Below are 24,420 nucleotides of genomic sequence, written 5' to 3' on the forward strand. Positions count from 1 at the left end.
AAAACGCGCGCTTGAGCGAGGTCGTCGGCGCTGGACAACATGGTTCGTTCTACGATCTCGCGGACACACAAGTCGCCGCCGGCAGCACACTTGGCGGTCCCAAATGCGTGTGCATCATCAAGGGAACCGGCGCGATCGAAAAAATCTATTCAAGCGATTACGGGAAAACGCTGATGGGGACGTTAGTTCCGCATCACTGGGATGAGACTACCGGGATTCCGCTCACCGCCTTGCCGGGCACGTTTCGCATCCACCCCGAGCATCAAGAGCACGCCTTTCGGCTTGCGAACGGCATAAGCGTTCACGAAGACATCTTTGTGCTCAGTACCAAACCGCGGGGCGATCGGGTCGATCCACCCGCCGTGTACTTCACGATGACCCTCTCGAATCCGACGGATGTCACGCGAACGATCGGCACGTACGCGTTTTCGCAGCTGCGCGGTGAAACGGGGCACGACGTCGAGACAGCATTCGACAAACGGCGCAACGCGATCGTCGCATGGAATAGCTCCGATCCCTCGTTCGCTCGCGTCATCACGTGCTCCGAGAGCGTGACGAGTTGGGAAACGACCATGGACCACGGCAAAGCTATCGCCCCGGAGTCGCCCGGCACGCTCGCCGGCGTCGCGCAAACGCCCGCGACCGATCCCCTCGGCGTTCTGCATCTGAGCCATACGCTCGAGCCGAACGATCGCGTGCAGTTTACCTTCATCGTCACATTCTCGCTCGAGGGCGCCAAACGCGCACTGTCCCTCATTCACACACTACCATCGGCGTCCGACGCGCTTTATCAAACGCGCGAGTACTATCACGAAATTCTCAATCGGTCGGTGGTGCTCACACCTGACCACGAAGTGAATGCCGGCGTGCTTTGGGCCAAGGCGAACATGCTGCGGACGATGCTGCTGGCTCCGACCGGGTGGTGCTTCGTCAACGACCCGAGCCGCTCGAACAACAGCGTGGGGCGTGACACAGCGTGGTTCGCGTTTGGCGCCGACTACGTTGTGCCCGAGTTCGCGGAAGCCTCGCTCCTATGGTACGCCGAGCATCTCGAAGCCAAAGGTTTGGTCGTCGAATATTACGATATTCGCACCGGCAAGACGGCGGATTACAAACTAAACATCAACGATAATACGCCACTCTTGATTCTTGCGCTATGGCATCATTTCAACACGACCGGTGAACGAGCATTCCTCGAACGTATTTATCCCAGCGCCGTCAAAGCGGCGAAATATATTCTTTCACAACGCAACGAGCAAGGCTTAGTGTGGTGTACCGCCGATGGTGTCTCCGATTGGGGCATCGTCGGATGGCGCAATGTGATTACCGACTACCGTCTCTCGGGCGCTACGACCGAAGTTAATTCGGAGTGTTATGCAGCGCTGCTAACGGTCTCGCATATGGCACGCGTCCTAGGCAAACATGCGGAGAGCGCTACGTTCAAAGCGGCGGCTGACGCGCTGCGGGCGGCAATTAACGAGCATCTGTTTGATCCGGAATCCGGTCTGTACTACCTCAACATCCAGCTGGACGGTACGGCGCGTACCGATGTTACCTCCGACCTCGTATTCCCGGTGATGTTTGGCGTAGCCGACGACGCGATTGCTGCGGGTATCATTGCGCGGTTGAGCGCGCGAGAGTTCTGGAGTGACGCCGGAATCCGAACCGTCCCACGCGATGCGGTCAATTACGGACCCACGCACGGCTACGGGCTATTGGGCGGCGTGTGGGTCGGCGTCGCGTTCTGGTATGCCTTCGCTGCGGCACGGTTCAATTCGGAGAACATGGCCTGGGCGCTCACGAACGGCTTCCGGCACTACGCGGAGGATCCGCGCCGTAACAATACCGTTCCCGGCCAGTTCTCCGAATGGCTGCACGGCGAGACGCTGGTGAATCAAGGCATGATGCTCTCACCTTGGTTTCCGCCGCGCTACCTGTGGGCCGCAATCGAAGGCGCAGCCGGTCTCGACGTCTCGGGAGGTACGCCAACAATCGTTGCGCGGCTTGCTGCGCAATGGAAGTGGACCGCCGTGCGCGATCTGTTGCTGTTCGGCGCTCGCATCACGTGGTTCATCGTGCGTGCTCCCGACGTGCAGTTGTATACGAATGCCACATTTCGTTGTCCCGGCACCTCGGCGAAGTATGAAACCGATATCTCCGCGTCGTTAACGCTCGAAGGCCAAGATGTAATTGCACTCGCGCTACGCGATCAAGACAATATCGTCGTTTTCGTAGGGAACACGTCGGGCCTGACGGTTACGGCCTCCATAGCCATCGCCGAGCTCCGCGGATCGTACGCCGCCCGGCAGTTCAACAGTCTGCGTGGCACGTGGGTCGATTCGGGAGCTGTGACGGCCGCGCAACTTAAGCGCGGGAGAGCAATTGAGTTGGAAAGCCAGGGATTTTGTTTGTTCGAACTTCGGCAAGACGTGTGATGCGGGGCTATCGACACCTAGGCGTCGGGTTCTGTATCGTGCTCGAGCAGCACGAACAGCGACGATCTCAAGGCAGAATAGCGCCGCGGACCCAGACGAGCTCGCGCGGCATGCTCGATGCCGGCAATCACGTCGAACGTTGCCGCCATCAGCTTGCGTCCCTTTCGCGTGAAGCGTACGACGATCGCCCGGCCGTCGCTTTCGTGCCGCGATCGCTCGAGATAACCAAACTCTTCCAGTTCCAACGCCATTTTGCTGATTGCTTGCTTCGGCAACAGCGCACGGCTCGCGATCTCCGTTACAGTGCTGCCTCGAAGTTCCAAATTTGCAAGGACCGCGGCGTGCGCGACTCGCGCTTCGGGAAAGCCGCGTGCGCGCAGCGCGGCGACGATGCGTTCGTTGACGGCCCGTGTGGAGCGCGTCAGCAACTGGCGCAGATTCAGGCTTCGGCGCGCTTCGAGTTCGCTGAACGTAGGCGACATCGTCGTATCTTCGTGGTCGGCCGTTGAATTTGTTGCAAGAACGCTCGCGGGCGGGGAGATTCGGCATCAGTCAGTTCACGACGACGCCCTGGCCGTTCGAGCTTGACCTGATCGAGTACCCGCGCGCCGGTGCCGCCTGGATCGAGATATGTGAGTTCAAGCTCGACCGGGCGGATTATGCGCCACAGCTCGAAGCTGTCGGGCGCGCCGGGCTGCACGTTTCATCCGTTCAGGCGACGGTCCACGCGGTATATCCTGACAGCCTTGCGCCCGCGCCGATCAATCCCGAATTCCGAGTGCGGCATATCGAGCGATCGATGGAGCGCATCGCGCCGTACGTCCCAAGCGGAACGCCCTTCGTCGTTATCAGCGGTGCAGCGCCGAATGGGGACAACGCGCGAGTGTACGCAACGCTTCTCGAGGTTCTGCCGCGGCTTGCCGATCGTGCCGCCCAACTTGGTGTGCGGCTGGCCTTCGAACCGCTCAATCCGGTGCTATTTCATACCGACACGGCAATCTGGGGACTCGATGCCGCCCTCGAGTTGGTCGAGCGCATCGATCACGACCAGCTCGGCATTTGTCTCGACACTTGGAACGTCTTCCAAACCCCCAATATTTTGGCGACCATCGAGCGTGCACGCGGGAAGATTTTTGTCGTGCAAATTAGCGACTGGCAACGGCCTCGCTCCAACGCCGACCGCCGAAATCTCGGCGAGGGCACGATACCTACGCGTGAACTCATCGTCGCTGTGGAGCGCGCCGGGTACAGCGGCCCCTACGTACTGGAGATTTTTTCGGAGGAATCGTTGCCGGACTCGCTTTGGGCCGGCGACATCGCCGCGCATCTGCGCCGCAATCGTGATGCGTTTACGGCGCTTGCTGCGGAGGTGCTCGCATGAACCCGCCGTCTCGCATTTACGATCTGAGCCAACCCGTTTTCCCCAACTGCCCGCAATACCCCGACCACTCGCCGCGTCCCGTGCAGATCCGTTTGTTCTATATGCGCGCCGTGCAAGGTGTAAACAAAGAAATCGTCGAGCTGAGCACACATACCGGCACGCACTGCGATGCACCGTACCACTTCTTTGACGACGGAAAAACGGTCGACGAGATACCGCTCGAGACATACGTCGGACCAGCCGTAATCTTCGATCTGCGCGCAAAGCCCGCAGGGAGTGCAATCGCGCCGGCCGACCTCGAATCCAAACTCGAACGCCTTCGGCAGGGGTCGATCGCTTTGCTTAACACTGGCCGAGGTCAGCGACGCGCCAATACAGCTGATTTCCTAACGCAATACGTCTATCTCGGTGGCGCGGCCGCGGAACTGCTGGTTTCCCGCGGCGTGAAGGGTGTCGGAATAGATGCAGTTAGTTTGGGCGGTTACGACGATCCCGCGAAAGCGGGGCCGGCGCACCGCGCCGTTCTCGGTAGCGGCGGCTTTATTACTGAAGAACTGTTTTTCCCTGATGCGGTGATGGACGATCGGGAACGCTTGTTCGTTGCGACGCCGATCAAACTTCAGGGCTGCAGCGGCGCATGGGCGCGCGCGATGCTGTGGGAGGCGTAACGCTTCCTATATCAGAGTTGCGGCGCCGCGCAATAGATCCGGCGGCCATCGCGGGCGTCACGCCGGTCATCTATGACGATGCGCGCCGTCGCGGCGTGCGCGGAGTTCACGTTCGAAACGCTCGGGGCTTGCAGGTCAGCCTTATCGTCGAGCGCGGGCTCGATGCGAGCGAACTGCTTCATCAGGGCGTTCCGTTGACTTGGTACGGGCCGGGGAATGCCGCTCCGGTCGAAGGACGAGATCCATCCGTCGATGCGTTCGAGCGGACGTTCTTCGGTGGACTGGTGACGACGTGTGGCATGGACGCCTACGGACCCCCCGGCCGCGACGCCTGGGGAAGTTGGCCGCAGCACGGCCACTTTAATCGCACCGCAGCCACTGACGTGCGCTTCATGACCGATTGGAACACCGACGAGCCGACGATTGAAATCGCGGCGACGATCCGCCAATTTCAAATGTTTGGCTCCGCGTTGCGTGTCGAGCGAACGTGGCGAGTCCGCGTCGATCAAAACACAATCGAACTTCGCGACCGTGTCTCGAATGATGGAGGCCGGCGCGAACCGCACATGCTTCTCTATCACTGCAACGTGGGATATCCGTTACTCGGCGAGCGGACTTTCTGGAAGCTCGACGCTGCCGGGACTCGACCACGCGACGACGTAGCGGCGAGAGGTATGGACAAATGGGCTAACGGGGACTCTCCAACCGCCGAATTTGAGGAGCAAGTGTTCATACACAAACCGCGCGCGGATTCGGACGGTTGGTCGAAGGCAACCGTTTGCAATCCCACGCTGCATGGCGGAACGGCCTTGACGGTATCGTTTCGTCCGGACCAATTGCCGGGACTCTTCACATGGCGCATGCTCGGGTTCGGATCGTACGTCATGGCAGTGGAGCCTGCGAATTGTGCCAATGTCGGTGGACGACGCGCCGCCGGGGATGGGTTGCCTTTTCTCGGGCCGGGCGAAGTGCGCGAATATATTCTCCGCTTTGAGGTTCGCTCGGGACCGTCCGAGTGCATGACACAAGCGATTCAATAGAACCATTTCGCCTGAAAGAGTCCCCAAGGTACTGCAGAACCGCGAGCTATGCTCCGAGCCTGCGTATTCTTATTGCTGCTGGGTGCCATCGGCTGCACGCGCACTGCACCGGGCTCCTCGCAGACGGCTCGTCATCCGTGGACCGAGCCGGAGACGCTGCGCATCGCAATGGTCGCCAATCCGAAGACGCTCAATCCCCTTCTCTCGACGCAAGCCTTGGAGGCGATCGCCGAAGCGTTCATCTTCGATCCGCTGGTAGCCACGGATCCCGAGGGTCACGATTATCCGGTGCTGGCGTCGGTCGTGCCGACCCTGGAGAACGGCGGAATATCGAAAGACGGCCTGACGATCACGTATCATTTGCGTCACGGCGTGCGATGGCATGACAATGCTCCGTTCACGAGCCGCGACGTGCGATTCAGCTTCGATGCAATCATGAACGACAATACCGCGGTCTCTTCGCGGCACGGATACGACGACGTCGCCCGCATCAGCACGCCCGACGCTTACACCGCGATCATTCACTTGAAGCGGCCGTTCGCTCCGGCCGTTCACACGTTCTTCGCGCACAGCGATACGCCGTACATGATTTTGCCGGCGCACCTCCTCGAACGCTACACCAGTCTCGATCGAGTCGCGTTTAACTCGCATCCCATTGGAACCGGGCCATTTCGCTTCGTGCGCTGGTTGCGGGGCGATCGCATCGAGTACGTTGCAAATGACGACTACTTCCTGGGCAAGCCGAAGTTGCGGCATATCATCCTTCACATCGTTCCGGATGAGAATACGATCGCAAACGAGCTCCGATCCCATGAGATCGACTGGTTCATTCAAGCGTCACCGCGCACGTATCCACAAATCAAAGGGATTCCGGGAATCGACGTTCGGCTCGTCAGTTTCAACGGAAACGACGCCATGCAAATCAACGTGAGCAAACCGCCGCTCGACGATGCGCGCGTCCGGCGCGCGGTCGGGCTCGCGATTGACAAACGCGCGCTGGTCCAAAAGGTCACCTTCGGAACCACGGTCCCCGCGAAGGAAGATTTGCCGCCATTCATGTGGGCAGCCGATCCAACCGCGGGCGAGGATTCTCGCGACCTACCGGGAGCTCGAGCGCTGCTCGATGAGGCCGGATGGAAGATGGGGAGCGACGGCATACGGCATCGCAACGGCGTTGGGCTGACATTCGAAATTGCGCTTCGTAGCGAAACCGCTACCGATCGTGACCGCGGCGTCCTGATTGCAGCAATGCTGCACGACGCAGGCTTCGACGTTCATCTCAAGGCTTTCAATACGTCAATGCTCTACGCGACGTTTGCGCAAAACGGCATTCTCGCCAGTGGGCGCTTTCAAGCTGCGCTGACGGATTGGTACGCCGGCGTCGATCCGGACGATTCGACCCAGCTCATGTGCGACCAGAGACCGCCGAGCGGCTGGAATTGGTCGCGTTATTGCAGCTCGCAGATGGACGCGGCCCAACGGACCGCGCTTACGCACTACGACCGTGCCACGCGCAAGGCGGCCTATTCGAAGATCGAGCATCTTCTGGCCGCCGATACACCGTTTGTGTACCTCTGGTGGCTGCGGCAGATCGAAGCGATCAACGACGACTTGAAGAACTTCCGTCCCAACGGGATCATCGAAAATTGGAACTCGTATCAATGGTCAATCTAGCGTGAGACCATCGACGTTTTCAATCGTGGCCGTCGATCTTGCAGAGGGCGAACTTGGCGTTGCGGTGCAGTCGAAGTTTCTTGCCGTGGGTGCAGCAGTGCCATGGCTCGAAGCCGGTGTCGGCGCGGTTGCGACGCAAGCCTGGGCAAATACCAGTTACGGTCCGCGTGGCCTTGAGCTACTGCGCCAGGGTACGAGCCCGAAAGACGCGATCGATGCGCTGATCGGTGAAGACGACGGGCGAACGCGCCGCCAAATCGGGATCGTCGACGCGAGTGGAAAATCGGCGACGTACACCGGTGAAGCGTGCACGGAGTGGGCCGGCGGAAAATGCGGCGACGGTTTTGCTGCGCAGGGAAATATTTTGGCCGGACCCGCCGTCGTCGACGGACTCGTCACGGGATTTCAGCAGACGCAAGGCACGCTTGCTGGACGTTTACTTGCGGCGCTTCGGACTGCGCAACGCGCCGGTGGCGACAAACGCGGCCAGCAAAGCGCAGCGCTCGTGATCGTCAAGCCTCGCGGTGGCTACGGCGGCTACAACGACCGCTACATCGACTTGCGCGTCGATGACGCAACCGAACCGATCGAGCAGCTGGCGCATCTGCTCGATCTGCACATGCTCTACTTCGCGCCGCCCAAACCTGAAGATATCGTCAAGATCGACGACTCGATCGGTGCGGAGCTCGTCGGATTTTTGGTAGCGCTCGATGCGCTACCAAAAGGCCATCCTAAGTTCGACAAAGCTGCGTTCGCCGCGTTCGAGCACGTGATGGGCGTCGAGAATCTCGAAGAGCGCCTTCGCACCGACGGCACGGTCGATCGCCAAACGCTCGAATACTTTCGCGAGAAGCTCGGCCGCCGCTAGGTCATAGCGTGTTCGATCGCTTCGTAAAGTCGTTCGGACTCGAAGGGCTTGTTGACGACATCCTTTACGCCCATGCGCAGGAGCTCGTCGAGAATGCGCTTTTCCGTTTCTGACGTGACGACGACAATACGAGCCGAAGGGTCGATCTTCAGTAAGACCTGAACGACGCCCATCCCGGACAGCTGATCCATGTGGATGTCGAGCGTGACGAGGTCGGGGCGTTGGGCGTGATAGAGCTTGACCGCTGCTTCGCCGTTCGGAGCTTCGGTGCACAAATAGCCCTGCTTGCTGAGGAGCTTCTGGAGCAGCAAACGCGTCGTACTGGCATCGTCGATAATGAGGACACGTTTGACGCCCGAGGATTCGGTCACGAACGCCCCGCTTTTAAGATTGCTAGCAACGCATCAAGTCCGAGGACGTACGAGTTCGTTCCGAAGCCGTGGATCACTCCGCGCGCCGCCTCGCCCGTAAGCGATTTGATACCGCGCTTGTCAATGTTCGTTATGTGGCATTCGACGTACGGGATGGGGATTGCGTTCAAGCAGTCGCGCAGGGCATATCCTGCAAACAAAAACGCGGCCGGGTTCATCAAGAGGCCGTCCGCACCGTCTTCGACGGCTTGGTAGATCCGGCCGATCGCCTCGCCTTCGATGTGCGTGTAAAAGATTTCGAGAGTGCAATCGTTGCGCCGAGCATGCTCGTGGAGGATCGCGTCGAGCTCGGCGGCGGTCGTCGTTCCGTAGATTTCGGGCTGGCGTTTGCCCAAGTAGGACAAGTTGGGGCCCTGGACGAGCAAGATCGTGAATCCCATTAGCCCTCAGATTTGCGAATGTCCGAAAGGCCGCCCTGCCGCTAACGAAAAGTCGAATGCCCCGGCGCGCGGCGACGGATATGCTAATTCGATGGACGCACCGGTCCTCAACGATTCCGACGATGCGATCGTCACCTTTGCTCGGCACCTGACGGAGCCGGGCGCAGATTTGGAATTGAGGCTCTCGGAAACCGAGGGTGATTCCCGGGAACGCGCCTTGCGCGGCGCGCTCAACGCGGCAGCTGAACGCATCACCAAGGACCTTCGCGAACTCGCGCTGATCGCCAATGCGTCCTCGACGAAAATCGCGCAAAACAGCTTCTTTCTGGATCGCATCGGAAAGACGGCGGCTAAGGAGGCCGATCTCGTCGACAACGCGATTGCCGGCCTAGGCAAGACGGTCGATCACATGCGTGAAGTGGTGCTCGGGGCGCAGCGTTCCCTTATCGTCTCGCTCGAGACTGCGAGTACGTCGGGCTCGACGGCTGCGACTGCGCGCCAAGTCGTCTGCGACGTCATCGACATGTGCATGCGAGTCGAGCGACTGCACGAAATGTTTTTCGAGCTGCAGACGAATGCCGAAGCATCGCGGGCGCTGCGTCTCGCGACGCGCGAAGCGCTCGATATCGCAAAAGCCGTTCGCGTTTCATCGCAGCGCATTGAAGAAGCGCTCACCGACGTAGCGATCGCCACGAGGGTCACGCATGACCAGATGGCGTCCATCGAAGTGTCGACCGCCGAGCAAACGAAGCATCTGGAAGCCCTCGTATCTGATGCCCGCGCGGTCGCCGGTGCCGCGACGTCAACACTTCGAATGGCCGCGGATGCCAAAGACCTACACATCGGGGATCTCAATTCGAAGCTCCACGAGGTCGTCGGAAGATATCGTCTCGGGACTTTTGTCGACCATGCGCTCGATCTCGCTGAAGGGACGGCGCGTGAACTCGAGGCAATTCTCGAGGAAGGTCTGAAGCGCGGAGTATATCAGCTGAGCGAACTGCTTGCGCCTGCATATCACGAATTGCGCGGTGCCGAAGTCGTCAGTCTTGCACGCCTGTTCGACATCGGCCCCACCTCGTCGGCATTTGAACCGCCGAAGTACGGCAGCACCTACGATGCAAAGATCGACGAGGGACTCTGCGATCTTCTGGATCGCAACGCCGACCGAAATCCGATCCTAACTGGGATGTGTGTTCTCGACAACAATGCATTTCATGTCGGCTACTCTCGCGCGGGACGCGCGGCACTCACAGGAAGCCGAATCGTCGATCGAGCCAACAATCGCATCAAACGCATATTCGACGATCGTACTGCACTGCGTTGCGCCCGCGTCGGATTGCCCGAACACGAGGGGCCGTCGGCGCTGCTCGATTCACGTATTCTGGAACTAAGCGAGAACAGACGCTCGGCGACGGCCCGCAGACCATATCTCTTGCAGTCCTATGCGCGCGACACCGGCGAAGTGTTCAATGACCTTTCGGTCGCCCTCTATGTGCAAGACAGACACTACGGCGCACTCTCCATCGCATATCACGCGCACGTCGTCTGAGGCAACAAAGCCGCTTCGCGAGCGAATCGCTTTCCTCCGTGGCATCGTCAGTGATGTCTTGCGCAGGCATGCATCGCCGGGCACGCTGGAGCTCGTCGAGCGAATTCGCTCCTTAACCGCGCAGCGCCGAGCGGCGCAGTCGGACGCGCTGGATACGCAGATCGGTGCGCTGATCGACGGCCTCGAGCAGCGGCAAGCCGTCGAAGTGATACGCGCCTTCGCGCTTTACTTCTGGATGGTCAACCTGGCCGAGCAGTTGCACCGCGAGCGACGCCGGCGCGAACGTCTCATCGGCGGCGAGGAACCACTTTCGTCCTCGTTGGATGCACTCGAGATCGACGACGCCGGCGACTTCTGCGAGCGTGTCGCCAAGCTGGAGATCTGTCTCGTTTTCACGGCGCACCCGACCGAGGTGCAACGAAGAACGACGATCGAGAAAATTGGGATCATCGGGCGGCTCCTGCGTGAACTGGACGAGCGCATTCAAACTCCGGATGAGCGCGCGGCGATCGAATCGGAGCTGCGCGCGCAGATATACCTCTTGTGGCAGAGCAACGAACTCTATCTTACGCCGCCGACCGTTCAAGACGAAATTCGTAATTTGATCTTGTGGTTCAGGGAGACCATCGTCGACGAGGTTGCCGCTTTCTACGATCGACTCGAAGCTCGTCTCGGCGATCGCGAGAGATTCGGAGCGATCTTTCGATTTGGCTCTTGGGTCGGCAGTGACCGCGACGGCAATCCGAACGTCACGGCAGAGACGATTTTCACCGCCGCCGCAGAGATGCGCCGTTTCATTTTGCAAAACTACCTGACGGACGTCGAGCAATTACAGGTGCGGCTCTCGCAGGATGTGATTCGAGGGACCGTTGACGAGGAGCTGCTGCGTTCGCTCGCCGCTGAGGAGATTCTCCTACATGACGTTCGCTACACCGTCGGACCGCGTCAATCGGCGGAACCGTACCGGCGAAAGCTCGCATACGTGCATCGCCGGTTGCGCATGGCGATTGAGGACGCGCCGGTCGGGTACCCGAACGCCGAAGCATTGCTTACCGACCTTCGTCTGATCGAGCGAAGCGTCACCCTCAATAGCGGATCGACCGTCGCTGCACCAGTCGTACGACTGATCCGCAAGGTGGAAACGTTCGGTTTTCACTTATGCTCGCTCGAGTGGCGAGATCATCGCGCGCAGATCGCTCGAAAATCTGCGGACACGGTCGTGTCGCTGGCCGCAATCGGCGAGCTTCGCCGCAAGCGCGGAGCACAAACTGCAAGTGCGTTGATCGTTTCCGGCACCGAGAAGGCTGCCGACGTGCTGCTGTTGCTCGAGCTTGCGCGAGAAGCGGGGACGCTGACTGCGGGTCCGATGCGAATCGTCCCGCTCTTCGAAGACATCGAATCGCTACGGAACGCTGCGGACGTCTGTGCCGAACTGTTGGACGATCCGGCGTTTCGTGAGAACGTCGATGCCTGCGGCGTCTTCGAAATCATGCTCGGCTATTCGGATTCGAACAAAGCCGGCGGGATCGTCACCAGCTCGTGGGAGGCCTATTGTGCTCAGCTCGCGATCGCTCGGGTTGCACGCGCGAAGGGCGTACAGCCTCGATTCTTTCACGGTCGTGGCGGTTCGCCCGGAAGAGGCGCCGTCGATCCGCGCCAGGCCGTTCGCGTGCAGCCTTACGAGGCGCGAAACGGCGCGTTCAAGGTCACTGAACAGGGGGAGGTAATCGCGTCGCGTTACGGGCTCCCCTCGTTAGCCCGGCGTACGCTCGAACTTTGGTTCGATGCCTTATACGAAAGCGCGAAGGAATCGGATGAAGAGATTCCCGCGTCGTGGAATGCCGCGCTCGATCTGCTATCACAGCGCGCGCACGACGCTTACACGGAGCTGATCGGTTCCCCGGGGTTTGTCGGCTTTTTCGAGCAGTGCACGCCCGTCGAAGAGATTGCAGCGATGCAAATCAGCTCGCGTCCTTCACGCCGCGCCGGAGCCCGCTCTCTGGCCGATTTGCGGGCGATTCCCTGGAGCTTTGCGTGGACGCAGGCGCGCGCCGTCGTTCCGGGTTGGTATGGCCTCGGCTCGGCGATGCGCAGTGCGGACTTTACTCTTTTGCGCGACATGTTCGAGGGCTTCCCGTTCTTTCGCATTCTCATCACGAACGTCGAGCGCACCCTTGCGACAGTCGATCTCGCGATCTTTCAACTATATTCCGAGGCGCTGGTCCATGACCCCGAAGCGCGTCAAAGGTTCCGCACCGTCATCGCCGAGGAGTATTACCGCACCGTCGAAGCCGTGCTGCGAATCAACGGGAGAAGCGAACTACTCGCAGGGGATCAGCTTGCACAAAGCATCGCGCTTCGAAATCCATATGTCGATCCGATATCCTTCTTGCAAGTGCGTTTGCTTCGCGACTATCGGAAAGACCCGGACTCGAGCATCTTGGATGCAATTCGGCTCTCCATAAACGGAATCGCGTCGGGCCTGCGCGTATCAGGATGAGCGATGCCCACCCAAACGGATCAGCTCTTTGCCAACGCGCGCGCGCATGAAGCGCACTTCAAAGGCCCGCGTGCGGTCGTGCCGGCTCGGCATGTTGCGATCGTAACCTGCATGGATTCGCGCATCGACTCGTTCGCGATTTTCGGACTCGATTCGGGTGAGGCGCACATCCTGCGCAATGCCGGCGGCATCGTCACCGAGGACGTGCTCCGCTCGCTGGTTCTCTCGCAAACCTTGCTTCAGACACGCGAGATCATTCTGATGCACCACACCGATTGCGGAATGAAGTTCAGCGATGTCGACGAGGCTGTTCGGAGCGCGATCCGGGCTGTGCGTGAATACCCGTCCCTGCCGCATCGCGACAACGTTCGCGGCTTCGTTTACGAGGTCGAACACGGGCGCGTTCGCGAAGTTACGTAGATGGATATCGTGGATGATCCCGGCACGCTTCGAGACGTCTACCCGATGCCGAGCGAGCGGGTCGCGAACAAAGTCCTTCCGCGGCTTGGCCTGTACATGCGTGAGTTTATCGAGCTCTCGCCCTTCGTCATCGTCGCCACGTCCGGCGAGGCCGGGAAGATCGATGCGTCACCGCGCGGCGATGCTCCGGGATTCGTACGCGTCGTGGATGAGCAAACGTTGCACGTGCCCGATCGTCCCGGCAACAACCGGCTCGATTCGTCGCACAATCTGCTCAGCGACTCACACGTTGGCATGATATTCTTCGTGCCCGGCGTCAACGAGTCGCTTCGCATAAACGGGCATGCGTCGATTACGTTCGATCAAGCGTTGTGCGATGCGAACGCAGCCGGCGGCAAGCCTGCGCGCGCCGTATGGGTGATCGCGATCGACGAGGCTTTCTTTCATTGTGGCAAGGCGCTGATTCGATCCGATCTCTGGAATCCGCAGAAGCGTGTCGAGCGAACAGCGTTTCCAACCTATGGAAAGATTTGCGCCGATCAGTTTGGCGGACAAACCAAAGAAGAATACGATAAGTCTTTTGAAGAAGGCTATCGCACGAGGTTGTATTAGCATGCTCGAACTGCGGCGGTAATCTTTCGCCGCGTCCCATTCGTCCTGCGGCGAAGCTCATCAAGCATCCGCCGCGGACAACGCGAGTTTTCAAACCCGAAGGCTGCCACTAGGTTCTTTGGCCGCGCGCGGCGCATCATTACTCGCACGGCATGCTTCTCTTACGGCTTTTCTTTATAGCTGTTGTATTTTCGCTCGCATGCCGGACTGCGTCTGCCGATCCTGTCGACACTTCAATTGGTTTGACGGTGGATGCCCTTAGCGCAAGTCACGCATTACAAGGAAGTGTTGAACACTTCGATATTCCCTTTCCGTTGATTCTCGCGGATGCGCGCTATAAGCAGATCGAAGTCCAGGCGCAAACGTTACCGGTATTGCCGATTTCCCTCGGGGGAGGCTCCCAACTCACGCAGCTCGGAATCCTATTGGCGGAAGGCCGGTATTATATCTCCCCGCACGTAATGGTCGGCGCAGGGACAACGTTGCTCAATCAGGTCTCGAAATTTTCGCCGACCGTGTTTCCCTATCCGGGATTCGCGACGTTCAGCGACACGACGACCGAGCGTTCCAAAGTCGCCGGCATGCGATTTACGGCCGGCTACATCGACCGTCGCACCGGACTCTCACTAGTCGCCGCAGTTGCGCCGAAAATGCACGGCCTCGTCCACGATGAGTGCTACGAGACGAGCAATGCCGGTTTCCCAACTGTGCCATGCTTTCTATCCGGCAACGCGACGTTCGGAACTGACGAACACGAGACGGCCTCGGAGATCGATCTGACGCTACAGGTGTGGCGCCTCTCGGACGGCACGCGGAATGGATATACGGTTGGCGGTACCTGAATTTTGTCGGCTCGATTTACTATCCGACGCACCTTGATACCGATCAGAATCTCGGGACCGGACCCTCAGTTGGCATCCGCTGGCATCTGTAGCGCGCTTTACGCGCGAGCCTGAGCCGGCAGACGTATCGGGAGATTCAGTAACGCGGCGCCGAAGCTCACCATGATCTCGAGCGCCCACATCGGCGCGTACGATCCTGTAAACTCGTACGAGAGACCGCCGCCCCATGCGCCGAGAAACGCTCCGACTTGATGGCTGAGAAAACAGACGCCAAAGAGCACGCCTAAGTTCCCGGTCCCGAAGAACCGCATGATGACGGCGTTCGTCAACGGTACCGTCCCGAGCCACGTCAGTCCCATGAGTACTGCGAAGGTCATTGTCGCCAAAATCGTTGGCGGAAAGATCGCAAAGGCGAGAATCGCCATCGCTCGCGTCGCGTACAACGTTACGAGTAGATACTGTGGCGGATAGCGATCGACGAGGCTTCCGAAGACATAGCTTCCGGCCACGTTGCACAAACCGATCGTGGCGAGCGCCATAGCGCTTACGTTCATGCCGATGTGACAGATGCTCAAATACGTCGGAAGATGCACGCCGATAAACGCGAGGTTGAATCCGCACGCGAAGAAGCCGGTAGTCAAGAACAAGTAGCCGGGTTCGCGGCTCGCGTCGACGATTGCGCGCCAGGATGGTGCCGCGGGAACGGTTTGCAGTGATTGAGATGCGGTCCGCCTGCGTGAAATGATGAATCCGAACGGAGCGGCGGCGATCGCGACTGCCATTGCGCGGCGAGCCGGCGTTGCCGCCTTACTTACTGCGGAAATCACGACCGCAAACGTCATCCCCGCTTGACCGAGGCCAACCAAGATGCCAAATCCGCCGATCAACATCACGCCGTTGGGATAGAGCGCGGTTCCGGCGACGCCGAGAACGACCCCCGGACCGTAACGATCGCTGAGGCCGCCGGCGAGAGGCTGAGCAATTCCCCACGTCAGATTCTGAATTGCGAGCGCGAACGAAATCTCACCGATGGTTGCGATCTGATGTGCTTCCACAGGATGGACGAACAAACCGAAGGTTTGCCGTATGCCCATCGCGGTCGAAATGATCAGAATGCCGGCACCGACCGCGATAGCGAGACTCACGCCTTCGCTCTTCATCCCTCTAGCATCCGTACGATGACGCGTTTTGCGGCGCGGACCGGTTCGAGAGAACAGCGTTTCGTCGCGGACGCGAGCGCGCCGTCAAAGACAACGTCAATTTCCTCGGCAACTGATTCGGGATGCCGGACGCCGGCCTCGCGTAAGCGGGCCTCAAACCATTTGCGGCGCTTGAAGATCCGGCGCTCGATCAAGTGCCGTGCGGGATGCCGGCGATCCGTCAGATCGGCGTTGTAGATAATATATGGACAGCCGCGATACTCCGAATCTTTGAGGTAAGCCGTCAGCGTGTCGAATGCGCCGGAGATTCTCTTCAGCGGATCGCCCTCTTCGGGAAACAACACGATCGGCGCGCTGCGCAGCGCCTCCTCGATGAGCTTCTCTTTCGAGGTGAAGTGATGGTAGAGCGTCCGCTTCGTGACACCGGCTTCGCCGGCGACACGAGACCGCCGCGTCTTTCCCAAAGCGAAGGAGGACGACTCAAAAGTCCGGTAAGTGCGACACGTGATGCATCTGCAGCGCGACGCCAATCATCTCGACGAGCTCGAATCGGCGTCCATCTACATATTACGCGAGGCTTATCGCTGCGTCGCACCGTTGTGCATGCTGTGGTCGATGGGGAAGGACAGCACCGCGCTCCTGTGGCTAGCGCGGAAAGCGTTTTTCGGTACGGTCCCCTTTCCGGTTGTTTTGCTGGACACGGAGATGGAACTGCCCGAGGTCTACGCTTTTCGCGATCGCATTGCGCGCGAGTGGAACCTGGACGTGCGCAACGAGCCGTGTCCTCCGGAATCCGAGACGGATCCGGACCTCGCGCCCGCTTCGCGCGCGGCTGCGCGCAAGACTGAAGGACTCAAACGTCTCTTGCAGCGCGATCAATACGCCGGTGTCATTGTTGGGATTCGGCGCGACGAACAAGCGACTCGAGCCAAAGAGCGCGTGTTTAGTCCGCGCTCGTTGAGCGGCGATTGGGATGTGCGCGGACAACCCGCGGAATTTTGGGGACGCTACGCGACCGACGTTCCGCGCGGCATGCACGTTCGGATTCATCCGCTCTTAGCCTGGACGGAAGTCGACGTCTGGCGCTATACGCAACGCGAAGGCATTCCGTTTGTCGATCTTTACTTAGCCCGGAACGGTGAGCGTTACCGTTCGCTGGGTGAGAAGAACATCACGCGTCCGATTCGCAGCGACGCTTCCAGCATCGACGATATCATCGCTGAGCTAGAGACGACGAAAACTCCCGAGCGCGCGGGCCGCACGATGGATCACGATAGCGAGGATTCATTCGAGCGGCTGCGGTCGTCGGGTTACATGTGATGAGCGAACGCTCGCCGGCGATCGTCGTCGTCGGTCATGTCGATCATGGGAAATCGACGTTGATCGGGCGCATGCTGCACGAGACCGGGAGTCTTCCTGAAGGAAAGCTGGCCGAGCTGGAAGCCTCGAGCAAACGGCGTGGCGTTCCGATGGAATGGTCGTTCGTGCTCGACGCGTTGCAAATGGAACGCGATCAAGCCGTCACCGTCGACACGACCCGCGTTTGGATGCGCGCGGGCGATCGGCGCTACGCCATCATCGACGCTCCCGGACACCGTCAGTTCATATCGAACATGCTCAGCGGCGCTGCGGAAGCCGACGCTGCGATACTGATGATCGATGCGATCGAAGGCGTCAGCGAACAAACGCGCCGGCACGCATACCTGTTGCGGCTGCTCGGCATCGAGCAGGTCGTCGTGGCGGTCAACAAGATGGATGCGGTCGATTGGTCGGAGGAGCGCTTCCAAGCAGTGGCCCGGGAATGCGGCGCATACCTTGCCGAGCTGCAGATCACCGCATCAGCGATCATTCCAATTTCCGCGTATCAAGGCGTGAATCTCGTTGCGCGCTCTGCCCACCTCAGCTGGTACACCGGGCCGACGCTGCTCGAAGCGTTTGGACGGTTCGTTGCGCGCTCGCCGGCACATGACGGTCCGCTGCGCCTGCTTGTTCAAGACGTCTATCGCCGCGGAACGCGTCGTATCGTCGTTGGACGCATTGATTCCGGTTCATTTGCAGTCGGCGATACGGTCCTCGTCTCGCCGGCCGGAATCACGGCAACGGTCGAGAGCTTTGAGACTTGGCCCTCGGAATCGAAGTCGAGCGCGCGCGCCGGCGAATCGGTGGGATTTTGCGTCGACCGGCCGCTCTACATCGAGCGCGGCGACGTCATCAGCCATGAAAGCGATAGTCCGCATCGGGCCGGCGCATTCGACGCAACGTTGTTTTGGCTTGACGAGAGCGGTCCGGACTCCGATGAAAGTTTTCGAATCCAGCTTGGGCCGACCGAAAGTCGCGTTTGGGTCGAGGCGATCGAACGTGTCGTCGACACGGAGAACCTTGCGCAGTCGACGACCGGCACGGTTTCGCAATACTCGGTCCTCGATGCGCGTTTGCGCACCAACGCGCCCGTCCCACTGGATATCGGCGGCCGCGTCGTGCTCTTGCGCGGCTCGCATGTCGTGGCGGGCGGTCTGGTCTCGCGCGTCGCGAGCGCGACCCGGGCGACGAACCTCTATCCACAACAGCATCTGGTCTCGCGTCACGAACGTGCCGTTCGCAACGGCCACACCGGCGCCGTGATCTGGCTGACGGGGTTATCGGCGTCGGGGAAATCGACGCTCGCGATGGCGGTTGAGCGGCGCCTATTTGCGCGTGGATGCTTCGTCTACGTCCTCGACGGTGACAACGTACGCGCCGGGATCAACAGAGATCTCGGATTCTCTGCGGAAGATCGTGCAGAAAACATCCGGCGTGTCGGCGAGGTGGCGGCGCTTTTTGCCGACGCCGGTGCAATCGTCGTGACGGCGTTCATTTCGCCGTTCCGTAAGGATCGTGACGCAGCGCGCGCGTCGGCCGGTTCCGCATTTCACGAAATCTATGTCAGCGCCGACCTCGCGACGTGCGAAGCACGCGACCCCAAAGGACTCTATCGCCGAGCGCGTTCCGGTGAAGTCAAAGAATTCACCGGTGTTACGGCGCCGTATGAGCCGCCGGAGTCAGCCGAACTCGTCATCGACACGTCGAAACATTCGATCGACGACTGCGTCGAGCAGCTCTACGCGTACGCGTATACGGCAACGCGCCTATCCCTTCAGAAAACTTCGTAGCACAAACGCGACGTTGGCGGGTCGTTCCGCTAAACGCCGCATGAAGTACGGATACCATTCGCGTCCGAACGGCGCGGCGATGCGCACCGTGTAGCCCTGGTCGCGGACGTGCTTCTGGAGCGCCGGCCGCACGCCGTACAGCATCTGGAACTCGAAGCGATCGTTCGGAATCACCTTTGCCCTTATAAAGGAAGACGCATGCCGGATTGCATCCTCGTCGTGCGTTGCGATTGCCGTATAGCCGCCGGCGAGCAGCGCGTGCTCGATGAGCCGTTTGAACGCGGCATCAACGTCCGGTTTCTTCGCATACGCGACGGATGGCGGTTCCAGATACGCGCCCTTGACGAGCCGGAGATTGGGCTTGCAGTCCCCGAGTGCTTCGAGGTCGGCCGGCGTGCGGTAGAGATACGCTTGCAGAACCGCACCGACGTTGTCATGCCTGGCCTTACGCATTGCGCGATAGATTCGCAGCGTCGCATCGACGCGCGCCGAGTCTTCCATGTCGACGCGGATCGAAGTCGTCAGACGAGCGGCGTGCGCAACGATCTCCGCGAGATTCTCGGAGGCAAGCGATTCGCTGATGCCCAGGCCGAGATGCGTTAGCTTCAGCGCGACGTTGGCTTTGAGGCCTTCCGACGCGATGCGCGAGAGCAGCTGCTTGTACTCCGCAGTGGTGCGGTGCGTCTCGCCCTCGCTTGCGACCTGTTCACCCAAGATCGCGGATGCGACGAGAAATCCCCCGCGGTTGAGCTCGCGGACGATCTCGACGAAGTCGTCGAGCGTCTCACCGGCAACGAATCGACGCGCGCCGAGCTGCAAGCCCTTTGCAGCCATGAACGTTCTCAGAAATTGGCTGCGAGATGCAGCCAGAAGGGCGGCCCGCGCGATCATGCCGCGTTCAATTCCGGCACGCTTACTCGCTTGTTCGCGCTAGTAATCCACAAGGAGGCAAGATAGTGATTGTCTGATTTAACGCGTTCATACGTGTTCTTAAGTACACGTTACCGTTTCTGAATTAGGTTGTCCTAGTCAGGAGGGAAGCTCGGATTTGAAGCACTCAGCAAGGCCCGCTTTGCGGCGTGCCGCTAGTCTTATTTTTGCCCTCGCGATCGTAGCCTTAGCGCTCATACCGACAGACGTGATGGCGCAATCCGCATCACAAGGCACCGTTAGCGGCGTCGTCACCGATACCAATGCAGGCCCTATAGCGGGTGCATTGATCTCGCTGAGCGGCCCGCAAGTGACGTCCACGACGAGCGGCAGCGACGGAACATTTTCAGTGAATGTTGCAGCCGGCACTTATACGATATCTGTGACGAAGTCGGGCTTCGAGAGACAAACGCAGGGCAACGTCGTAGTCGTCTCCGGGCAGACGAATTCCGTGAACGTTTCGCTCGCAGCGCAGACCATGACGTCATTGCAAGTCATTGGGCACGTTTCGACATCCGCCGGCGCACGAGGTTCGATCAATACGAGCCCCGCATCAACCGCGGTCATCTCACAGCAGACGATGCAGGATCAGGGCATTCAGCAGGTTATGCAGATCCTCGATGAGACGCCGGGCATCATCGCGCAATATCCGGGAGGAACGGCGAACCCGTCTGCACCGGCATCCGTTTCGTATCCCGTTATTCGTGGCGCGCTTCCGTATGAGACTGAAAGTCTCATTGACGGACATCCGCTTGCCAACCAGAGTTACGGCGACTTTGTCATCACGTATCTGAATCCGTATTTACTGCAGAGCATCGAAGTCGTCAAAGGTCCGGGCGCGTCCGCGACCCAGGACAACAATGCGATCAACGGCACCGTAAATTTCCGTACGCTCGAACCGACGACAGAACGACGTGAATCAGTCGTGTTCGGCGTCGACTCCTTTGGCGGCAACTACTCGAACTTTCGCGCGACCGGCACGGTCCTGAACGGGAAACTCGGTTACGCGCTCGACTATGCGATAACCGGTACGCCGGGGCCGCTGCAGAATGCGCAGAGCGTTTACACCGGGTTCACTCCCGACACAATCATCAACGGCATTCCGAACGGCGGCTATGCCGCAACCGCGCCGGCGACACTTCCGGCGAAGATTCAGAATCCTCCCTATAACGTCGATAGCTTGTACGGATGTTGTTATCCGCTGAACACGCAATATCTTAATAGGGGCGAGCTCGTTAAGCTGCGGTGGAATTTTTCTGGTTCCACGACCTTGACGGCTAGCTACATCGGCAGCCAGGTAGCGGCTCAAGAAATCTCGACGGGAACCTATAATCTTCCGATGGTTTTTGAGCCGGCTGCCGGATATACAGCGACCGGAAACGGCGCCGTTCCTGGCCAGACGATCAACACGATCACGGGCGTGTACCAGCCACCAAATCAGCCCGAATCGAATAACGCACCGTTATTTCAGGTGGAATTTCGAACGGCACCGACGCCAAACGACGTCATCTTGGCGCGCTATTACACGGCCGAACTTTACCGCGAGCTATCTAATGGAATCGCCGGACCGACCGGTACGTACACGACGAACATGACGTTGAATGGGTCCTTCACTCCCGCCGCTCCCAACTCGGCGCCGATCATCTTCAACAATCAGCTTGCGAGCGTGTCGTTCATCGACCAATATTTCCAGGAGGTCGAATTCGATCAATTGCACGGCGGGTCGTTCGAGTACGATCATGCACTTGGCGGCGGGGCCGGTCTGCTGTCGGTCGCGGTTGACAGTACGGCAACGACCAGCGAGTCGTATGAATATGAGCCGGCGCTTGCAGCATACGGCATTCCGCCTGGATCGCAGGTTGCCGAAACGACGGAGATGTTGCGTGGCATCTTCAACCTAAGTCCGCATCTGCAGCTCACGCTCGCCAATTACTTTAACGAATACTCCTATCATTATTCGAGCGACAACGGTGTTACGTGGCAAAACCCGCACAGTTGGTACGACGTGCCACGCGGCAGTCTCGTATGGCAGCCGAATTCCAATACCGCAATTCGCGCTGCCGCCGGGAGTGCAATTGCTCCAGCATATCTCTATCTGCTTTCAACGCAAAACACTGCTCCAACGTCGGAAGCCGGGGGCACCTACTACCAACACACGGTGGCTCCGCCGACCGGGAGCGTCTTTCCGGAAACGGCTTTCGGGTACGATCTCGGCGGCGATATGCGCTTAGGCGGATACAAGACACTTTCGGTCGACGGCTATTGGAACAACCTTCGAAATCAATTCGTCAAGCCGTACTACTTGCAAGGGTATTGCCTCGCGCCTTGCACGACCACGGTCCCGGCGTCGACCGCCGGAGCCGTTCCACTCTACGGACAAACGGTTGAGAATCTTTCGAATTCGCGCTACGCCGGTCTCGAAGGTTCGTTCAAGAATGATCCGCCAGTCGGTCTAGGTGGTATCGTGAATCTTTCGTTGATTCGCGCGTACGCGTACGACATCAATCCCTGCTTCTACTCATCTGACCCGACGATTTCGTGTTCAACAGCCTCGCAGAACCTCGGAATCGTTCCCTACGCGAATTTCGGATCCAGCAACAGCGTCAGCGCGGACGGCAAATATAATACGCTCGGCGACGCGGTACCGTACGCGCAAGGTTACGGAGAGATCCATTACCGCTTCCCGCGCGGCGGACTAGTGCTGCTGGGCACAACGTTCTACGGCAACAACAATACCTTCCAACGGTCCTCTTTCTACACGTTCAACGCAACCTTGCGCGCACCGATCTATGATGCACACACATTCGCGCAAGTCTCGGTCTACAATCTCTTCAATACGTGGGGTGCCGGTTACGGAACCGCGTTCGTAGGAACGCCGGAGGTCGTCCTGGCCAACGGAAACTTTGCGTTGACCAACGCGAAGTCGCTAATGCCCACGACGTTCCGGTTCCAAATCTCGCATGACTTCGGAGCCAAATAGATGAGATATCTCTTTGCAGTCCTAGGTGCCGTCGGTCTTTCGATTCTCATAGCGGCATGTGGTGCCAGCACCGGGCCGCCGCCAGTGGGTAGTACCACCGGTGCGCCCGTGCAGTCTCAATCGTCGCAGACGTACTCGGTCACGACAACCGGTCAGTTTACGCTTGCGGCACCGTCGATTGGCGGCAATCAAGCCAACCTACAGTTCCTCGCGGCTAGCGGCGGCCCGTCGAGCGCGTCGATGACGTTAACGACGTCAGCGACGAGCAGCCTTCCAGCGCTCTCGAAGGCGCGATTGCCGGCTTCGCTGCGCAACATCAAGGACTTCACGTACACGGCGCAATGGTTCTATGACGTCATCGCAAGCGCGAGTCTCACGTTCCCAGGTCCGCCAGCGTGGTCGGTGACCGTCGCGAGCCCAATAGCGGGTGCGAGCTATTTCATCGCCTATTACGATCCGACGATTCCCGGCTGGAACATCTACGGGGGCGGAACGCCGCAAGGTTCGCCGGGACCGACAGCGACGAACGTCACGTATCTCTTCACGCCGGCAGCGGTTGCAAGCCCGATCGTGATTCCGACGGGGTCTCCGGGTGCGAATTTTGCACTCGTCGCAATCACCGGCACAACGCCGACGCCGGTTCCGACGCCGACACCGATTCCGAGCTATCCGGATTTGGTTGCGGACAACAACTTCACGGCCGAAGGCACTGCTGGGCAGTGGACGCTCAATAGCACCACTGGTTGGACCCCGTGTTCCGATCCGGAAGAAACGCCGACTCCTCGTCCGACAGCAACGCAGGCAGTAGCGCCGAGCTTCCAGAGCAGTATTAATGTGAGCTTTGACGACGCTGCCGTGAACCCTGAGCCGACGCCGTACGGAGGCGTCCAGTATGCAGCCCTAATCGGCCGAGTTCTGGGGACGACGGGTCCCGATGAACCTCGCGGCGCCTACGGAATCTGCCAGCAAGTGACAATTCCGTCGAATCCGTACATGTCATTGGCAGTCCTCGAAGGCGGAAACGACGGCAGCGCCTACATCGGTCAGAAAGCATCTCTCGTGGTCGGCGGAACGCTGACACTGGCGACGGACTCGACGCCGACGAATCCGTACTACGTCATAAGCGGCGCGACGTCCCAGGTCCAGCTCTTCAGCGAGTCTATCTGTACGGGCCAAGCAGTTGGTCAGATGTATCAGAACTGTACGGGCTCACCGACAACGCCCACATGGGTGGTCAAAGGCCCATACACTTCAACGATCCAGTCACTGGCCAACCAGAGTGTCACGCTCTTTATAGGGACGTGGGGTAAGTCCGGTGATTCAGGAAGCTCATACGGTGTCTTCATGTATGTTGACAACGTCGTGCTGGTGAATCTGCCGTAGCGGCAGGAGCCGCAATCC

21 protein-coding genes are annotated in these 24,420 nt (G+C 59.6%); 15 read left to right on the forward strand and 6 right to left on the reverse strand.

Going from position 1 to position 24,420, the window contains the following annotated elements; genetic code table 11:
- Positions 1-11: 11 nt before the first annotated feature.
- Positions 12-2,435, forward strand: coding sequence for a hypothetical protein (locus VGG22_16900; GenBank protein HEY1730050.1), 2,424 nt, complete (start codon positions 12-14; stop codon positions 2,433-2,435).
- Positions 2,436-2,452: 17 nt separating this feature from the next.
- On the opposite strand, the gene VGG22_16905 is transcribed toward VGG22_16900, so the two are convergent.
- Positions 2,453-2,917 (reverse strand): MarR family transcriptional regulator, encoded by a 465-nt coding sequence (locus tag VGG22_16905; protein HEY1730051.1) that lies wholly within the window; start codon positions 2,915-2,917, stop codon positions 2,453-2,455.
- Between the two features lie 23 nt (positions 2,918-2,940).
- Between VGG22_16905 and VGG22_16910 the strand changes: the two genes are divergently transcribed.
- From VGG22_16910 to VGG22_16930, 5 genes are read left to right on the forward strand one after another with little or no spacing between them, the layout of a single operon-like run.
- Positions 2,941-3,816 (forward strand): sugar phosphate isomerase/epimerase family protein, encoded by an 876-nt coding sequence (locus VGG22_16910; protein HEY1730052.1) that lies wholly within the window; start codon positions 2,941-2,943, stop codon positions 3,814-3,816.
- Complete coding sequence (locus VGG22_16915) at positions 3,813-4,484, forward strand: cyclase family protein (protein ID HEY1730053.1); 672 nt, start codon at positions 3,813-3,815, stop codon at positions 4,482-4,484. The genes VGG22_16910 and VGG22_16915 overlap by 4 nt, the downstream gene beginning before the upstream one ends.
- Entirely contained in the window at positions 4,454-5,524 is a 1,071-nt protein-coding gene (locus tag VGG22_16920; protein HEY1730054.1) for a DUF4432 family protein, read from the forward strand. The genes VGG22_16915 and VGG22_16920 overlap by 31 nt, the downstream gene beginning before the upstream one ends.
- A 48-nt stretch (positions 5,525-5,572) precedes the next feature.
- Positions 5,573-7,198 (forward strand): peptide ABC transporter substrate-binding protein, encoded by a 1,626-nt coding sequence (locus tag VGG22_16925; GenBank protein HEY1730055.1) that lies wholly within the window; start codon positions 5,573-5,575, stop codon positions 7,196-7,198.
- 25 nt (positions 7,199-7,223) lie between these two features.
- Complete coding sequence (locus VGG22_16930) at positions 7,224-8,066, forward strand: DUF1028 domain-containing protein (protein HEY1730056.1); 843 nt, start codon at positions 7,224-7,226, stop codon at positions 8,064-8,066.
- On the opposite strand, the gene VGG22_16935 is transcribed toward VGG22_16930, so the two are convergent.
- Together VGG22_16935 and VGG22_16940 are read right to left on the reverse strand one after the other, a co-directional pair.
- Positions 8,063-8,437 (reverse strand): response regulator, encoded by a 375-nt coding sequence (locus tag VGG22_16935; GenBank protein ID HEY1730057.1) that lies wholly within the window; start codon positions 8,435-8,437, stop codon positions 8,063-8,065. The genes VGG22_16930 and VGG22_16935 overlap by 4 nt on opposite strands.
- Positions 8,434-8,877, reverse strand: coding sequence for a type II 3-dehydroquinate dehydratase (locus VGG22_16940; protein HEY1730058.1), 444 nt, complete (start codon positions 8,875-8,877; stop codon positions 8,434-8,436). Before VGG22_16940 ends, VGG22_16935 begins: the two co-directional genes overlap by 4 nt.
- 91 nt (positions 8,878-8,968) lie before the next feature.
- Between VGG22_16940 and VGG22_16945 the strand changes: the two genes are divergently transcribed.
- The 5 genes from VGG22_16945 to VGG22_16965 all read left to right on the forward strand — a co-directional run bounded on the left by VGG22_16945 (position 8,969) and on the right by VGG22_16965 (position 14,800).
- Complete coding sequence (locus VGG22_16945) at positions 8,969-10,426, forward strand: hypothetical protein (GenBank protein HEY1730059.1); 1,458 nt, start codon at positions 8,969-8,971, stop codon at positions 10,424-10,426.
- Positions 10,368-12,926 carry a phosphoenolpyruvate carboxylase gene (locus VGG22_16950; GenBank protein HEY1730060.1) on the forward strand — a complete coding sequence of 853 codons (2,559 nt, stop codon included), beginning with the start codon at positions 10,368-10,370 and terminating at the stop codon, positions 12,924-12,926. The genes VGG22_16945 and VGG22_16950 overlap by 59 nt, the downstream gene beginning before the upstream one ends.
- Positions 12,927-12,929: 3 nt before the next feature.
- Entirely contained in the window at positions 12,930-13,346 is a 417-nt protein-coding gene (locus VGG22_16955; protein ID HEY1730061.1) for a carbonic anhydrase, read from the forward strand.
- Positions 13,347-13,958 carry a pyridoxamine 5'-phosphate oxidase family protein gene (locus VGG22_16960; GenBank protein ID HEY1730062.1) on the forward strand — a complete coding sequence of 204 codons (612 nt, stop codon included), beginning with the start codon at positions 13,347-13,349 and terminating at the stop codon, positions 13,956-13,958.
- 314 nt (positions 13,959-14,272) lie between these two features.
- Positions 14,273-14,800: a hypothetical protein gene (locus VGG22_16965; GenBank protein HEY1730063.1), complete on the forward strand. Its 528-nt coding sequence runs from the start codon at positions 14,273-14,275 to the stop codon at positions 14,798-14,800.
- 98 nt (positions 14,801-14,898) lie between these two features.
- Here the strand turns inward: VGG22_16965 and VGG22_16970 are convergent, their stop codons facing one another.
- Together VGG22_16970 and VGG22_16975 are read right to left on the reverse strand one after the other, a co-directional pair.
- Entirely contained in the window at positions 14,899-15,945 is a 1,047-nt protein-coding gene (locus tag VGG22_16970) for an MFS transporter (GenBank protein ID HEY1730064.1), read from the reverse strand.
- Between the two features lie 11 nt (positions 15,946-15,956).
- Positions 15,957-16,424: a helix-turn-helix domain-containing protein gene (locus VGG22_16975; protein ID HEY1730065.1), complete on the reverse strand. Its 468-nt coding sequence runs from the start codon at positions 16,422-16,424 to the stop codon at positions 15,957-15,959.
- Between the two features lie 31 nt (positions 16,425-16,455).
- Here VGG22_16975 and cysD point away from each other — a divergent pair, with 31 nt between their 5' ends.
- Both cysD and cysC read left to right on the forward strand, forming a co-directional pair.
- Complete coding sequence (gene cysD / locus VGG22_16980; GenBank protein ID HEY1730066.1) at positions 16,456-17,280, forward strand: sulfate adenylyltransferase subunit CysD; 825 nt, start codon at positions 16,456-16,458, stop codon at positions 17,278-17,280.
- Positions 17,280-19,109 carry an adenylyl-sulfate kinase gene (gene cysC / locus VGG22_16985; protein HEY1730067.1) on the forward strand — a complete coding sequence of 610 codons (1,830 nt, stop codon included), beginning with the start codon at positions 17,280-17,282 and terminating at the stop codon, positions 19,107-19,109. Before cysD ends, cysC begins: the two co-directional genes overlap by 1 nt.
- On the opposite strand, the gene VGG22_16990 is transcribed toward cysC, so the two are convergent.
- On the reverse strand, positions 19,086-20,000 hold the full coding sequence (locus VGG22_16990) for a proline dehydrogenase family protein (GenBank protein ID HEY1730068.1): 915 nt from the start codon (positions 19,998-20,000) through the stop codon (positions 19,086-19,088). The two genes, cysC and VGG22_16990, sit on opposite strands and share 24 nt — an antisense overlap.
- A gap of 250 nt (positions 20,001-20,250) precedes the next feature.
- Here VGG22_16990 and VGG22_16995 point away from each other — a divergent pair, with 250 nt between their 5' ends.
- Positions 20,251-23,019 carry a TonB-dependent receptor gene (locus VGG22_16995; GenBank protein ID HEY1730069.1) on the forward strand — a complete coding sequence of 923 codons (2,769 nt, stop codon included), beginning with the start codon at positions 20,251-20,253 and terminating at the stop codon, positions 23,017-23,019.
- A complete protein-coding gene (locus VGG22_17000; protein HEY1730070.1) occupies positions 23,020-24,402 on the forward strand; it encodes a hypothetical protein in 1,383 nt (460 codons plus the stop codon).
- The last annotated feature ends 18 nt before the right edge of the window (positions 24,403-24,420 follow it).

This window comes from Candidatus Baltobacteraceae bacterium (genome assembly GCA_036489885.1).
GTDB lineage: Bacteria > Vulcanimicrobiota > Vulcanimicrobiia > Vulcanimicrobiales > Vulcanimicrobiaceae > JAFAMS01.

Excerpts from the sequence above, each read along its gene's own strand:
- VGG22_16960 (HEY1730062.1), top strand. The coding sequence starts at position 13,347 with ATGGATATCGTGGATGATCCCGGCACGCTTCGAGACGTCTACCCGATG.
- VGG22_16950 (HEY1730060.1), top strand. The coding sequence starts at position 10,368 with ATGTGCAAGACAGACACTACGGCGCACTCTCCATCGCATATCACGCGC.
- VGG22_16925 (HEY1730055.1), top strand. The coding sequence starts at position 5,573 with ATGCTCCGAGCCTGCGTATTCTTATTGCTGCTGGGTGCCATCGGCTGC.
- VGG22_16915 (HEY1730053.1), top strand. The coding sequence starts at position 3,813 with ATGAACCCGCCGTCTCGCATTTACGATCTGAGCCAACCCGTTTTCCCC.
- VGG22_17000 (HEY1730070.1), top strand. The coding sequence starts at position 23,020 with ATGAGATATCTCTTTGCAGTCCTAGGTGCCGTCGGTCTTTCGATTCTC.
- VGG22_16990 (HEY1730068.1), bottom strand. The coding sequence starts at position 20,000 with ATGATCGCGCGGGCCGCCCTTCTGGCTGCATCTCGCAGCCAATTTCTG.
- VGG22_16995 (HEY1730069.1), top strand. The coding sequence starts at position 20,251 with ATGGCGCAATCCGCATCACAAGGCACCGTTAGCGGCGTCGTCACCGAT.
- VGG22_16955 (HEY1730061.1), top strand. The coding sequence starts at position 12,930 with ATGCCCACCCAAACGGATCAGCTCTTTGCCAACGCGCGCGCGCATGAA.
- VGG22_16945 (HEY1730059.1), top strand. The coding sequence starts at position 8,969 with ATGGACGCACCGGTCCTCAACGATTCCGACGATGCGATCGTCACCTTT.
- VGG22_16940 (HEY1730058.1), bottom strand. The coding sequence starts at position 8,877 with ATGGGATTCACGATCTTGCTCGTCCAGGGCCCCAACTTGTCCTACTTG.
- VGG22_16905 (HEY1730051.1), bottom strand. The coding sequence starts at position 2,917 with ATGTCGCCTACGTTCAGCGAACTCGAAGCGCGCCGAAGCCTGAATCTG.
- cysC (HEY1730067.1), top strand. The coding sequence starts at position 17,280 with ATGAGCGAACGCTCGCCGGCGATCGTCGTCGTCGGTCATGTCGATCAT.
- VGG22_16920 (HEY1730054.1), top strand. The coding sequence starts at position 4,454 with ATGGGCGCGCGCGATGCTGTGGGAGGCGTAACGCTTCCTATATCAGAG.